Below are 13,489 nucleotides of genomic sequence, written 5' to 3' on the forward strand. Positions count from 1 at the left end.
GATGCGAAGATTGGAACGCAGTCAAATAGTGAGAGATTCCGTTAGCATTGCGTCAACGTTCGGCAAGCGACTGTCAGTGCGAGACAATCATTAACGATGAATCTTGTGCCACCGGGCGAGAGCCAGTGTTGGTTCAGCTCGATGGTGTTTACATGCTAGCAAACATATCGCGCCTAACCAAGAACAGAATGCTGTTTTTGCAGCCCCGTGTTTTTCATCAAACTGTCAACCGGTAGTTCTTCCTTCTGGTGCGTCCGCATGAGCCATTGGCCGGCACCGGATAAGCGAAGTCATACGTAGTCGCTGAAGATTAACTTTATTATTCGCGTGGACTAAGCACCGCTCATTGAACAAAGGTTGTCGAGAACCGCATCAATTGCACACTATCGACGCGTGCGATCTCAATGGTCGTTTAATGAGTCGCGGATTGAAATAGTCATAGACTGGCGCAATCAGGCTCGAGTGCCAGAGCGCCACGCACAGGCACGAGGGGCTGCGCGAAGGCGCCATCCGACACCCTCGGGGCAGCCCGCCGTCAACGACGTAATTCGCCGAAAATCAGTGCCCGAAATAAACCGGCTTGTTTGCATCGTTCATCGGTCGCAATGCGCGCATGCCCGCTGCAGATGTCCCGCTGTGGACGCCACCATATGCGCTGCTGGCGCCCCGCATTGCACCATTCTGGCCCGAGACGCGGCTCTCTGCATTCTGGACATCGCTCGGATAGGTCGTGCGATCCGACTGTCCAGGGTTATAGCCTGCGGCTTCTACCTGCCGCAAATCCTGCTGCACCTGACCGCGATCGACGGCGGAGCCGGTTTGCGCGAAGCTAAGCGCCGGGGCAGCGAGCATAGCGGCAGCAGCGACTGCTTTAACGATCGACTTCATGACAGATCCTCCAGTTGTTAGACGGCGCGACAGCATTTCTGCGCCTGCTCCCAACATTCAGCATCGGCCGTTCCTGCGCTGCCCGCCGCCTTCTCATTTCGCCCTGGCTTCGACCAGTTTGACCAGCACATGGAGCATGCGGTTAGCGGCCGTGGGCACCCCCAGCGCTTCCCCGCGTCGAACGATCAAACCGTTGAGGTGGTCGATCTCGCTGTGCTTGCCGCGCGCGAGATCCTGGGCCGTAGACGAATATTGGTTGGGCATGGTCTCGGCAATGCGGCGCACGGCGGCATCCACATCGCCGGGAAGCATCACGCCATCGGCCTTGGCGACTGCAACGCACTCGTCGATGACGTCGCGCATCGCGCGCGTGACGCCCTCGCCCTGAACCAGTCGCCCATAAGGCACCTGTGCAATCGCCGAAAGCGCGTTGTACGCACAGTTGAGAACAAGCTTCGCCCATAACGCGCCACGCACGTTGTCCGATATCTCGGTAGGCACGCTCGCGGCGGCGAACATATGCGCGACGTCTTCGCTCATGCTCGAAGGTTCGATGACCAGTTCGCCACGCCCATGATGACGAATATGCCCCGGACCCGCCATTTCCGCCGCGACATAGACTACGGCCGCCGCAACTTCTTGCGGCAGCAACTGGCGCAAACGCTCGGCGTTTTCCACGCCGTTTTGCAGCGACAAGACCAGCGCGCCTGCATCGAGACATGGTTTGAGTGCCTGTGCGGCGCTGTCCGTATCCGTCGACTTGACGCAGAACAGCACCAACTGCGCGCCCTTCGCCGCGCTCGCGTCTGTACTGGCCAACACGCGGACGTGCTCATCGAAAGTCTGCGTGTCGAGCCTCAAGCCTTCTCGCTGGATTGCTTCGACGTGCTGGGGCCGGGCAATAAACGCGACTTCATGTCCTGCGCGAGCGAGCATGCCGCCGTAATAACAGCCCACTGCACCCGCACCCATGACAGCAATCTTCATGTTTCCTTTCTCCTGGTCACTGCATCACGCGAAGTCCGTTCGCTTTGCAACGGGAAAATATCACAACACCGCTAAGGGCTTCCGGCACGGGCTTCGACCCGCAAACGCTTGCGCTCTGCATGCCGGCGCAACTTTGTGGGACGACGCACGATAGTCAGTCGAATTCCCAATGAACCATATTGTTAAAGCATGCCGAGGGACGATACGCTTGCTGCAGCGGATAGACGGCGCGTTTCCAGACCATGACCGACCGCTATGGGGTATGTGCTGCACGCCTTCCCGGCGAAGGGTGCCGGGAAGGCAGGCAATGTAGGGAGACCAATACACGGCGCGCCGAGGCGCCGCATGGCAGGGAAAGCGGTAGCGGCCCGGCAACGGGCGACGCGCAGCCGGAGCGTGGGGTGTTTTCACGAGAACAAAAAATGAACCATGGATATGAAGCATCGCTCGTCAAGCGCGTGGTGAACCAACTCGTCGCGGGCATTATCAACGGAGAATACAAGGACAACATTCTGCCGCCTCAAATCCTTCTCTCGCAGAAGCATGGTGTCTCCCGCACCATCATGCGCGAGGCATTGAGCGTTCTCATCTCGCGGCGCATGCTGGATGTGCGGCCGAAGACAGGCACCCGCATTCGGCCTGCGCACGAGTGGCTCATCATCGATTCTGAAGTGGCCGAGTGGCGCTTGCGCGCCCTGCCGGATCCGGACTGTCTGCGACGTCTCGTCGAGTTTCGGTCGCTCGTCGATCCACCGGCGGCCGCGCTTGCGGCGGCGCGTGCAAACAGGCATCAGCGCATCGGTATCAATGCCGCCTTTCAGCGCCTCGTGCATGCGAGTCCCGAAGAGAACACCCACGCGACCACGGAGGAAGCGTTGTTGACCGCTATTCTCGATGCCAGCGGCGACGAGATTCTGCGCCAGATGGGTAGCGTGGTGCGTGTGGCTATGAGGACGATCAAAGCTACGTTGCGCAATCCCTCTCAGGGGCTTTCGCGCATGCCCGAGTCGGAGATCAGCGATTACGGGAAAGTGGTCCGCGCCATCGACGCGGGCGATTCAGAAGGCGCGCGCTCGATCATGTCGCACATGCTCGAGCGTACTTCTTCCATGTGGATCGAAGAAGCGGTGTGATCGCCTCTGCCTTTTCCAATGCGAGTGCAGGAATCAATGACTACAATGGGTCAATGATTCGGTGTGCCAGCCGCTCGGCATTGAGACTCGGAGGCAGAGATGGCAGAACTCGACAAGGAAGAGGTCGTCGCCGTATTGAACCGGATTCTCGAATCCGAACTCGCCGGCGTCGTGCGCTACACGCACTATTCGTTTCTCGTCTTCGGGTTCGGCCGCATACCGATCGTTTCATGGCTGCGCGCACAGGCGGATGAATCGCTGATGCACGCGCATCAGGCGGGCGAATGGATCACCACACTCGGCGCGTATCCATCGCTGGAAATCGGCCCGCTGCTGGACAATCACACGTTCGATATCGCGACCATTCTTCGCGAGTCGCTGCAAGCAGAAAAAGTCGCGCTCGACCTTTATCGCGATCTTTTGAGGCTCGTGGAAGACCGCTCGGTTGCGCTGGAGGAGTATGCGCGGCAGATGATTCAGACCGAAGAACTGCACGCAGGCGAAGTGGACAAGATGCTGCGCCGTCCCGGAGAAGTCGACACGTCTCCGGAAAGACGCACGGGGCACGTCTGAGAACGTGCGCTGCGCGGGACACCGCACAGCGCATCGAAGGTCCGGCAACCGCTTATTTCGGCTGCGCAACCGTACGCAGATAAGGCTTGAGCGTCTTGAAGCCTTCCGGATACTTCTTCTTGGCGTCTTCGTCGGAAACCGAGGTCGGGATGATGACGTCATCGCCCGGCTTCCAGTTCACCGGCGTGGCAACGGTATGCTTCGCGTTCAGTTGCAGCGCGTCCAGCAACCTGAGCACTTCGTCGAAATTGCGGCCCGCGCTCATCGGATACGTGAAGGTCGCTTTCATCTTCTTGTCCGGACCGATGATGAATACGGCCCGAATGGTGGCGTTGTCGACGGCCGTGCGCGGACCGCCGCCGCTCGCATTCGGATGAATCATGTCGTAGAGCTTGGCGACGGTCAGATCCGCATCGCCGATCATCGGGTAATTGACGGCCGTGCCCTGTGTTTCCTCGATGTCTTTCGCCCACTTGGCATGATTGTCGACCGGATCGATCGACAAACCGATGATCTTGGTGTTGCGCTTGTCAAACTCGGGCTTCAGCTTCGCCATATAGCCGAGCTCGGTGGTGCAGACGGGCGTGAAGTCCTTGGGATGCGAGAAAAGGATCGCCCACTTGTCGCCGATCCACTCGTGAAAGCGAATCGGGCCTTCGGTGGTTTCTGCGGTGAAATCGGGGGCTTCATCGCCAATGCGGATGGACATATTTGATCTCCACGTCAAGGAATAATCAGAGAGCGTTGCGCCTTCGTGCAACAGGTCCCCTTGGTCAAAGCGAAACCGACAAGCCGATTATAGTGCCGCTCCGCGCGAGAGCGGACCACCGCCATGAATCACCCCGCTGCGCATGCGGTCTTCGGCACGGAGAATGCTAACAGCGACCGGGCGCTTCTTGGCCCATGCGCGCGGGCATGCGTGGCTTCGTTCTCGTATTCCTCGGCAAAATCTGCTATTACGAAACTGCAACCCAGGCCGGCGATGACTCGTCGCCCTGCAACTGTCCTGCCAAGGGACCGGAGGTGATCGTGGCCGTCATGCAGAGAAAGACCGTCGCTGCACTGCAAAAAGAAGCATCGGAGACAGACGAGGGTTTGCAGGAGCAAGGCGGCCACGCGTTGAAACGCTCGCTTACCGCGCTCGATGTCACCATGCTCGGCATCGGCTGCATTATCGGGGCGGGTATATTCGTGCTCACGGGACACGCGGCGGCTTCGAATGCGGGCCCTGCCATCGTCATATCGTTTGTGCTGGGCGCAATCGTATGCGCGCTTGCCGGCCTTTGTTATGCGGAAATGGCTTCGACCGTACCCGTCTCAGGAAGCGCTTACACGTACGCTTACGCGACGATGGGCGAGCTGATCGCATGGCTCATCGGCTGGGACTTGATACTGGAATATGCCGTCGGCGCAACGACGGTGGCGATCGGCTGGTCGGGCTATGTCGTCAGCTTCCTGCACTCACTGCATATCGATATTCCTGCGCAGCTCTCACAAGCGCCCTTCGCCTATGACCCCGGCAAGGGATGGAGTCACGCAGGCGCTATCCTGAACGTGCCCGCCATGGTCATCGTCGGGCTCATCACCATCCTGCTGGTGATAGGCATTCGCGAATCGGCGCGGGTGAACAGCTTCATCGTCGTCATCAAAGTGCTTATCGTGCTCGCGTTCATCGCGGCAGGCATTGCGTATGTCGATACGAGTCATTGGGTCACCGCAAAGAATCCCACAGGCGCGTTCATTCCACCCAATACCGGCGAATCCGGCGTGTACGGCATGAGCGGCGTACTGCGCGGAGCGGCGGTCGTCTTTTTCGCTTATATCGGCTTCGATTCAGTGTCGTGCGTCGCGCAGGAGACGCGTAATCCACGCCGCGACATGCCGATCGGCCTGCTCGGCTCGCTCACCATCTGCACGATCTTGTATGTCCTCGTCTCGTACGTGCTGACGGGCATCGTGTCGTACGACAAGCTGAACGTGTCCGACCCGATCGCGGTCGGCGTGGATGCCATCGGCATGCGCTGGCTCTCGCCTATCGTAAAGCTGGGCGCGATCTTCGGCCTGACATCGGTCATTCTCGTTCTGTTGCTGAGTCAGCCGCGTATTTTCTATTCGATGGCGCGAGACGGGTTGCTGCCGCCCTTCGCCTCGAAGATTCATCCGCGCTTCCATACGCCGTACATCACGACGATCATCACCGGCCTGATCGTGATGGTCCTTGCAGGCCTGCTTCCGATCGGCCTCGTAGGCGAACTCGTCAGCATCGGCACGCTGTTCGCATTCGCCGTTGTCTGCGTCGGCGTGCTGGTCTTGCGCATCAAGCAACCCGAGTTGAAGCGGGCCTTCAAAACGCCCGCCGTGTTCATCGTGGCTCCGTTAGGGGCGATCTCGTCGGTCTTCCTCATGTCCGGCTTGCCTGCCGATACATGGATACGACTCATCATATGGATGGCGATCGGCATCGTCATCTACTTCACATACGGCATACGCCATAGCCGCTTGCGGGTGGACAAGCAAACGCCCCCGGCTCAGACAGCAAGAAGCTAAGGTCGACGTGGCCGCCGGGTGCCATGTTCGCGCGCTTCCTGCGGACTTTCGTAGATATAAGGCGCGACGCCCCGTCGTTTCAGCGCATCGCCGAGTTTCATGCGTAGGAAGCTGCTCGTCGTATAGCGCGTCACGCCGCCATAGAACTGACTGACTAGCCCCGTGACCATCTCCGAATAAGCGTCGAGCATGCTGGGGCGAATGGAAAAATTATCATAGTTGACGATAGCGTGCGGCTTGACGCTTACGCCGGCGAGTTGCTTCTCGACTTCGAGGCGAATCGCTTCGACGTCGTGCAGGCTCGCCACTTCAAAGCCTTCGAAGTTGATGAAGAAAAGATTCTTATCCGCGTCGTAGCTGAATCGCTCCGAGAGATCGAGGCCTAGCAGGATCTTGCGCAGGCCCATCGGCTCTTCCGTGAATATGCGCGGATCCATCAGGCTCGGAGCGGACGCAATCACGGGCCGGAAGTCCATCTGAGCCACGATATCGCGCTCGACATCGATGCCGGGTGCCACTTCCTTCAGTGCCAATCCCTCGCTAGTCAGTTCGAACACACAGCGTTCGGTAATGTAAATCACCGTCTGACCGCGCTCCACCGCATAGGGTCCGCTGAACGTGCGATGCTCGACGGCATCCACGAATTTGCGGCAATTCCCGTCTCGGCGAATGATGAGCTTGCTGTCTTCGATAACAATATCGAGCTTGCCCGCGTTGAACGTTCCGACGAAAACCACCTTCTTGGCCGACTGACTAATGTTGATGAACCCGCCCGCGCCGGCGAGCTTGGGGCCGAACTTGCTGACATTGAGATTGCCTTCGCGGTCGGCTTGCGCAAGCCCGAGGAAGGCGATATCCAGCCCTCCGCCATCGTAGAAATCGAACTGGTAAGGCTGGTCGATGATTGCCTGCGTGTTCGTCGCGGCGCCGAAATTCAGGCCGCCAGCCGGGATGCCGCCTATCACGCCCGGTTCGGTCGTCATCGTAAAGAGGTCGATCACCTGTTCTTCGTTGGCCACGCTCGCAATGCCTTCCGGCATGCCGATGCCGAGATTCACCACGCTATTGGCCATCAGTTCGAACGCGGCGCGACGCGCGATCACCTTGCGTTCGTTGAGCGGCATGGGCGGCAGCGAACCCGCGGCGACCCGCAATTCGCTGGAAAACGCGGCGCTGTATTGCTCGCCGAAGGTCTGCCAGTGATTCTCCGGGCGCGCGACAACGACGCAATCCACCATGACGCCCGGCACTTTTACTTGCCGCGCGTTGAGCGTGTTCGACTCGGCGAGCCGTTCTACTTGCGCGATGACGATGCCGCCGGAGTTGCGCGCGGCCATTGCAATAGAGAGTGCTTCCAGCGTCAGTGCTTCCTTTTCCATCGTGATGTTGCCGTTCAGATCGGCCGTCGTTCCGCGCACGATTGCAACGTCGATGGGAAAGGACTTGTAGTACAGATAGTCGGTGCCGTCTATCTGCATGAGACGCACGATATCCTCGGTCGTGCGGGCATTGAGTTTTCCTCCGCCATTGCGTGGATCGACGAATGTGCCGAGACCGACGGTCGATAGCTGCCCGGGACGATGTGCCGCGATATCGCGAAAGAGTTGGGAAATCACGCCTTGCGGCAGGTTATACGCTTCGATGCGGTTCTCGATGGCGAGCTTTTGCAAGCCGGGAACGAGTCCCCAGTGGCCGCCAATCACGCGCTTCACGAGTCCTTCATGCGCGAAATGATTGAGGCCTTTCGCACGGCCATCGCCTTGGCCGGCGGCATAGACGATAGTGAGATCCGCGATCGGCTCGTCTGCTTCGGCGTCACCGGCTGTATTGCCTTCGAGAAAGCGCGCCTCGAGCGCAATTGCCACTTCTTCCGCGAAGCCGACACCAACGAAGCCGCTCGTCGCGATGGTGTCGCCCGAGCGGATGAGTCGCACGGCCTCGCGTGCCGACACGATCTTGCCGCGCTCGACAAGCCGTGCCGATGACGAATAGGCGTGGTGACGAGGCGGGGCGCTGCTGCTGTTCATGGCGTCTCCTTGTCCGTTTCGGGCAAGGTAACACCAAATGGGCGCAGCGAGAAATGCGCGTCGTCCAGAAGCGCCGCGCTATGTGCTTTAGCGAGGCGCGCCGGCCTCGATCGCCTGTATGAACTGATGCAGCACGGCGCCCGACGCATCGGTCACGGCCCAGAAGGTCATGCCATCCTGGTTCCAGCGGGCAAGCGCATAGCCGTCGTCCGAGCGCGTGACGACTGCTTTCGTGTCCTTTTGCGTTCCGGCCGATGCTTTTTCGGGTAACACGTACACGTCGATCGGATGCTTCAGATAGCGATAAACGACCACCGCTACCGGGCGATGCCCGATGTAATCGAGCCGTCCGCCGACCAGGGCATAGCCCGGTCCTGCCGGGTCAATGACGGGCGGCGCATAGTCGATGCGGCCGTTGAACCACGGCTTTACCGTATGTTTATCACTGGATAGAACGTCTATTGGTCGATCCGACATGAGCGCCCGCACATGGCTCGATACGATCTCTTGCGCGATCGGCGATTCGGCCGGCATGCGGGCCGCGGTCTGAACCCAGAGCACGGCGCCCAATACGACTGCCGATAAGGTCGCGCCCGCAAATGCCCCGCCGAAGAAGGGCCACGGCGCGGAGAAAGGCAGCCGCCATGTGTTGCGCGTGCGAGGCGTTGGCGATTGCCGGCGTGCTTCGCTAGCCGCTTCGTCCCGCACGCGCGCCAGCACTTGCGCACGCAGGTGCGCCGGCGCGCGGTGATAGAGGGAGCCATCGGTCAACCTCGTTTCGAGCGAGGCGGTTTCGTTATTGTCCATTGCCCGATTCCTCGGAATGACCCGGTTCTGACTTGCGCACGAGCCGCACGTTCGGTCTGTCGCCCTGGGCTGCGCGCACTGCTGCCGCCAGCATTTTCCGGCCGCGCGCGAGTCTCGACATCACGGTTCCTATCGGCACGCCCGTAATGGCGGCCACTTCCTTATAACTCATGTCTTCCAACTCACGCAGCACCAGCACCTCCCGAAAGACCAGCGGCAGTGACTCCAGCGCGCGATGCACCAGTTGTACCTCGTCCTTGCGCACCGCGAGCGTCTCCGGACTCACGCCGGCATCGTCAGACCATCCCGGCAGTGCCTGATCGCCGGCGATCTCCTCGTCATACGGCGTCGCGTCCGCCAACTGCACGCGACGACGCCACTCCGTGAACCACGTATTACGCACGATGGCGAGCAGCCATCCCCGCGCGTTCGACTCATCGCCGTCTTCGAAGCCCGAGAAGAAACGGAACGCGCGCAGATAGGCTTCCTGCACGACGTCATCGGCATCGCTCGGGCTGCCCGAGAGCCAGCGCGCAAGGTTATAGGCGGCATCGAGGTGCGGCATGACCGTCGCTTCGAAGCGCGCATGCGGGGACTCGTCTACCTTCGACCTGCTTGGCCACATTGCGCGGATCTCCCTAAGCCACCGAAATCGAACCTATTGATTGCGCCCACACTCGCTGTTACCGCTCGTCTCGCCGATTTATTCCTTGGTATTTCGGCCGCGGGCAAAAAAGTTTTACTTGGGAATATCGGAGGCGCTGCACTGGTTGGATGGACGCTGGATACGTCATTTCATCAAGGAGCCGCCGTGCAAACCGAACTCAATCCTTCATCTTGTTCGTCCGAACTCGACGATCACGGCAAACGCCGGCGCACGGCTCTCTCGTGCATGGCGTGGGCCGGTGCGGGCGTGCTATGGACGATCAGCGGCGGCGTGCCGCGCTCGCAACTGATCTCGTCGGCTCATGCGGCCGAAGCCACTCGCTCTTTCAGTTTCGTGCAAATCAGCGATAGTCATATCGGATTCAACAAAGATCCGAATACGGAGCCGACAGCGACGCTGCAGGAAGCCATCAGTCATGTCCGCGCGATGCCACAGCGTCCCGCATTCATGATCCACACAGGCGATATCACGCACTTGTCGAAGCCCGCTCAATTCGACACGGCCACGCAGATCATCAACGAAGCCGGCATGCCGGTGCATTACGTGCCCGGCGAGCATGACGTGCTCGTCGAAAACGGCGATCCGTTTTTCGCGGGCTTCGCGGGCCAGTATGGCAAAGGCGGCGTGCGTCACTGGTATAGCTTCGATGAAGGCGGTGTGCATTTTATCGGCCTGACGAATGTCCTCGACCTGAAGGGCGGCGGCCTCGGCTATCTCGGCGACGCGCAACTCGCGTGGCTCAAACAGGACTTGCAGGCAAGAACCAGCAGCACGCCGATTGTCGTCTTCGCGCATATTCCGCTTTGGGCGCTCTACCCGCAATGGGGCTGGGGCACCGACGACAGCGCGCAAGCACTCGCGCTTCTGAAGCGCTTCGGTTCCGTGACAGTGTTGAACGGACACGTCCATCAGGTCGCGCAAAAAGTGGAAGGCGACATGCGATTCTATTCCGCGATGTCGACTGCGTTTCCTCAACCTGCGCCCGGTTCGGCAGCCGGCCCCGGTCCCATGAAAGTCGGCGCAGAACAGTTGCGGTCCATGCTGGGCCTGCGAGCCGTCACGCACATACCGGGACGCGAGCAGTTGGCAATCGTCGATACGTCACTCGAAGGAGCACGCGCATGAATGCATCTTTCGCAGGACGATGCGTGCGTCAGCTAGCGGTCGCGGTCATCGTCAAGGGACTCTTCGGCATGATGCCCTCGGCTTGCGCCGAAGAGCCAGCACAACAAGTCGCCGCGGTGGCCGCGCCGACCATCACCATCGACAACTTCGCGTTCAGCCAGCCGACGCTCACGGTCCCGGCGGGAACGAAGGTGACGTGGATCAATCGCGACGACATGCTGCATACCGTCGTGGATGAAGCGAAGTCGTTCAAATCGGACCCGCTTGATAGCGGCGACACTTTCTCGCATGAGTTCGATCGGCCGGGCACGTACAAGTACTTCTGCTCGTTGCATCCGCATATGACGGGAACCATCGTCGTGCGGTGATTGCAGACAAGGCAAAGACGCGCGCTCTCAGCGTTGCGCCTTTGCTATCGCATCCAGATTGCCTTCACCGAAGCCATGATGCCCGCGTCTCTCGACAATCTCGAAGAACATGTCGCCGGGCCGGCGTTCGAGAAACGTTTGAAGAAAGAGTTGCGGCGTGCCGTCCGGAAGTATTTCTCCGTCGACGAGAATGCCGCGTGTACGCAGTTGCTCGATATCGAGGCCATGTCCCGGCAAACGGGTGTCGATTTCGTGGTAATAGCGCGGCGGGGGCGTGAGAAAGCGCACTCCGCGTGCGCGCAGCGCATCGACAGAAGCAAAGATATCCGATGACGCAAGCGCGATATGCTGCACGCCCTCGCCTTCATGGTCCGGCAGATACTGCTGCATGAGATCCGTGCGATACGTGCCCTCTTCATACACGGGAATGCGAATGGAGCCGCACGGCGAAACCGTGACAGCCGAATCTTGCGACACATGCCAGTCAGGATGCACCTCGTGAATCTCTTCGAAATGCAGTACTTCCCGGTAGAAGTCGAGCCACTCTCGAATGCGGCCCGCGCCGACGGTCTGCGTAAAGTGATCGACTTCCAGCAGGCCCGTACCGCCGAGCCCAGTGGGCTCATGATCGAGCGGCCGAAAGTCGATGTCATAAATCGAGGCTTCGCCGCTGTTCTTGCCGGGCCAGTGATCGACGAAATAGATATGCGAATCGCCGATACCCTGAATAGCGGGAATGGCGAGTTCGTTAGGGCCGATCTTCTCTCCCTCGAAGTCCCACGCGCCGTAGTCCACCGCGCGTTCATGAGCGATTTGCGCGTTCACCACGCGAATGCCGATGGCCGCAATGCCCACCCCATGTGTCTCTGCGAAACGCGTGGCGAAGGAATCGGGCTCGGCGTTGAGCAGGAAATTCATGCTGGCCTGACGATAAAGCGTCACGGCCTTGCTTACGTGCTGCGCCACTGGCACGAAGCCTAGCCGTTCGAACAGCGCGGCAAGGCCCTGCGGATCCGGGCTCGAGAACTCCACGAATTCCAGCCCCGCAATACCGAGCGGGTTGTTCCCGGCTTCGGAATCGGGGATCGCGCCGGCGGCCGTGGAAAGGTCAGCGGATTGCGGCTGGGTCATCGACAATACCTCGAAAATGTACGAGCTGGTTCACGGACGTAAAAAGTACCATGACTGCCCCATCGTACGCCACAACGGACGCGGGCGGTCGTGCCAAGCGTAGCGGCAGCACGTCGCCCGTGTCAAAGCGAGGCATTGCTCGGCTCAAGCTGCAAGCCTCTGAGCATTCATCGAGGGACGGCGTGCCTGAGGCGGAAACACGTTCCATGTGCCGTCGTCGTGACGAAAGAAAATGATGTCGATCAACGTCCCGCCATGCCAGCCCTCGATGCGCACGTAGCGGATACCGGTGACTTGCGAGCGGCACAGTTGCGCGACGCGCGCGGGATGGGCGACCGTCGGCGCGAGCCATTTGTCGACGGCGCTGTGCAATGAGTTTGCCGAAGCGTGCATGATGGTCTCCTTTACATGGCCAGTGCGGCGCAATCCGTGGCGCAGGCAGGCAGTGAATTCGCGCGACGGCGACGCTGTGCGGCGATATAGGCTCGAACGAGCCCTCTCACCGCGTGAATGGCGACGCGAGGATGAACGAGGCAGGCGCGCACTTGCGTGCTGCGCGCCTCGCCGAACAGACACCACGAGACGAAGTGCTCGCAGTTGTTGGTCAGGAGGCGATAGCGGTTCTCGCCAAGACGGCTGCGCGCGCGACGCACCGCTTCGACGCCGACGAAGTACGCTGAAGCGTGTTGACGAACGATCACGCCGTAGCCGTCTGCGAACTGCGCGACTGTCACTTCTTCGACGGGACCGCGGTGCAACGACTTGGCGAAGCCCGCATAGTGAATGACCTTGCCGTTGCCCGCATAGATGCCATGGTGTTCATAGCCGCAGCGGCGCGTGATCAGTTCGCTGCCGACCGGCGGTTCGTCATCGAACGGAAGCACGCGCGTTACGGGCGCCTGATCGGTCCTTATCGACGTTGACGTGATTGACATGGCTCGCTCCAGTCTCGCAGGCTTGGCGCGATGTGTTCGTTTCGCGCCTGTTTGCCATGTCGTTTGCAGCTTTCTTGCCAGTCGTTGCGGAGCCTCGATTTGCGGGCTTCAGCGAAGCGTGCGATGCCTTCTTCCAGCCAGATGTGTTGAGGCTAAGCCAACGCTGTGTGGACAGTTTGTTGGGTGTCCAGCGTCAGTTAGGGCTCTGAGGCGGTGTTGGTTTATAGCGTTCTCTTCGGCAGACAATGTTGGCGAGCCGCTAACATCGCCGCTGGTGTAAGAGCGCGGAAGTCCGTCGATT

Annotated in this window: 14 protein-coding genes; 5 read left to right on the plus strand and 9 right to left on the minus strand. The window is 60.1% G+C overall.

From position 1 onward, the window contains the following. Positions 1–558: 558 nt before the first annotated feature. Together NCR37_RS16580 and NCR37_RS16585 are read right to left on the minus strand one after the other, a co-directional pair. Positions 559–888, minus strand: coding sequence for a DUF4148 domain-containing protein (locus NCR37_RS16580; RefSeq protein WP_250473947.1), 330 nt, complete (start codon positions 886–888; stop codon positions 559–561). A gap of 93 nt (positions 889–981) precedes the next feature. After that, positions 982–1,875: a ketopantoate reductase family protein gene (locus NCR37_RS16585; RefSeq protein ID WP_250473948.1), complete on the minus strand. Its 894-nt coding sequence runs from the start codon at positions 1,873–1,875 to the stop codon at positions 982–984. Between the two features lie 242 nt (positions 1,876–2,117). On the opposite strand from NCR37_RS16585, the gene NCR37_RS16590 reads away from it, so the two are divergent. Both NCR37_RS16590 and NCR37_RS16595 read left to right on the plus strand, forming a co-directional pair. After that, a complete protein-coding gene (locus tag NCR37_RS16590) occupies positions 2,118–3,008 on the plus strand; it encodes a FadR/GntR family transcriptional regulator (RefSeq protein ID WP_250473949.1) in 891 nt (296 codons plus the stop codon). Between the two features lie 99 nt (positions 3,009–3,107). Continuing rightward, a complete protein-coding gene (locus NCR37_RS16595) occupies positions 3,108–3,581 on the plus strand; it encodes a ferritin-like domain-containing protein (RefSeq protein ID WP_244849209.1) in 474 nt (157 codons plus the stop codon). Between the two features lie 52 nt (positions 3,582–3,633). On the opposite strand, the gene NCR37_RS16600 is transcribed toward NCR37_RS16595, so the two are convergent. Next, positions 3,634–4,290, minus strand: a complete 657-nt coding sequence (locus NCR37_RS16600; RefSeq protein WP_206468306.1) for a peroxiredoxin — start codon at positions 4,288–4,290, stop codon at positions 3,634–3,636. Positions 4,291–4,619: 329 nt separating this feature from the next. Here NCR37_RS16600 and NCR37_RS16605 point away from each other — a divergent pair, with 329 nt between their 5' ends. Then, positions 4,620–6,128 (plus strand): amino acid permease, encoded by a 1,509-nt coding sequence (locus tag NCR37_RS16605; protein WP_250473950.1) that lies wholly within the window; start codon positions 4,620–4,622, stop codon positions 6,126–6,128. On the opposite strand, the gene NCR37_RS16610 is transcribed toward NCR37_RS16605, so the two are convergent. From NCR37_RS16610 to NCR37_RS16620, 3 genes are all read right to left on the minus strand, one after another. Next, positions 6,125–8,155 (minus strand): acyl CoA:acetate/3-ketoacid CoA transferase, encoded by a 2,031-nt coding sequence (locus NCR37_RS16610; protein WP_250473951.1) that lies wholly within the window; start codon positions 8,153–8,155, stop codon positions 6,125–6,127. The two genes, NCR37_RS16605 and NCR37_RS16610, sit on opposite strands and share 4 nt — an antisense overlap. 87 nt (positions 8,156–8,242) lie before the next feature. Next, the gene (locus NCR37_RS16615) at positions 8,243–8,962 is read right to left on the minus strand and encodes an anti-sigma factor (RefSeq protein WP_250473952.1); all 720 of its coding nucleotides are present in this window, start codon (positions 8,960–8,962) and stop codon (positions 8,243–8,245) included. Beyond that, the gene (locus tag NCR37_RS16620) at positions 8,952–9,587 is read right to left on the minus strand and encodes an RNA polymerase sigma factor (RefSeq protein WP_206468310.1); all 636 of its coding nucleotides are present in this window, start codon (positions 9,585–9,587) and stop codon (positions 8,952–8,954) included. The genes NCR37_RS16615 and NCR37_RS16620 overlap by 11 nt, the downstream gene beginning before the upstream one ends. A gap of 267 nt (positions 9,588–9,854) precedes the next feature. On the opposite strand from NCR37_RS16620, the gene NCR37_RS16625 reads away from it, so the two are divergent. Together NCR37_RS16625 and NCR37_RS16630 are read left to right on the plus strand one after the other, a co-directional pair. After that, positions 9,855–10,754 (plus strand): metallophosphoesterase family protein, encoded by a 900-nt coding sequence (locus NCR37_RS16625; RefSeq protein ID WP_250474001.1) that lies wholly within the window; start codon positions 9,855–9,857, stop codon positions 10,752–10,754. Beyond that, positions 10,751–11,122, plus strand: a complete 372-nt coding sequence (locus NCR37_RS16630) for a cupredoxin domain-containing protein (RefSeq protein ID WP_250473953.1) — start codon at positions 10,751–10,753, stop codon at positions 11,120–11,122. Before NCR37_RS16625 ends, NCR37_RS16630 begins: the two co-directional genes overlap by 4 nt. Positions 11,123–11,149: 27 nt before the next feature. On the opposite strand, the gene NCR37_RS16635 is transcribed toward NCR37_RS16630, so the two are convergent. The 3 genes from NCR37_RS16635 to NCR37_RS16645 form a co-directional block, all read right to left on the minus strand. Continuing rightward, positions 11,150–12,253 (minus strand): 4-hydroxyphenylpyruvate dioxygenase family protein, encoded by a 1,104-nt coding sequence (locus NCR37_RS16635; protein ID WP_250473954.1) that lies wholly within the window; start codon positions 12,251–12,253, stop codon positions 11,150–11,152. 144 nt (positions 12,254–12,397) lie between these two features. Then, positions 12,398–12,646 (minus strand): hypothetical protein, encoded by a 249-nt coding sequence (locus tag NCR37_RS16640; RefSeq protein WP_250473955.1) that lies wholly within the window; start codon positions 12,644–12,646, stop codon positions 12,398–12,400. Positions 12,647–12,657: 11 nt separating this feature from the next. After that, a complete protein-coding gene (locus NCR37_RS16645) occupies positions 12,658–13,188 on the minus strand; it encodes a lecithin retinol acyltransferase family protein (RefSeq protein ID WP_250473956.1) in 531 nt (176 codons plus the stop codon). Between the last annotated feature and the right edge of the window lie 301 nt (positions 13,189–13,489).

Source organism: Caballeronia sp. GAFFF1, from assembly GCF_023630705.1.
Lineage (GTDB): Bacteria > Pseudomonadota > Gammaproteobacteria > Burkholderiales > Burkholderiaceae > Caballeronia.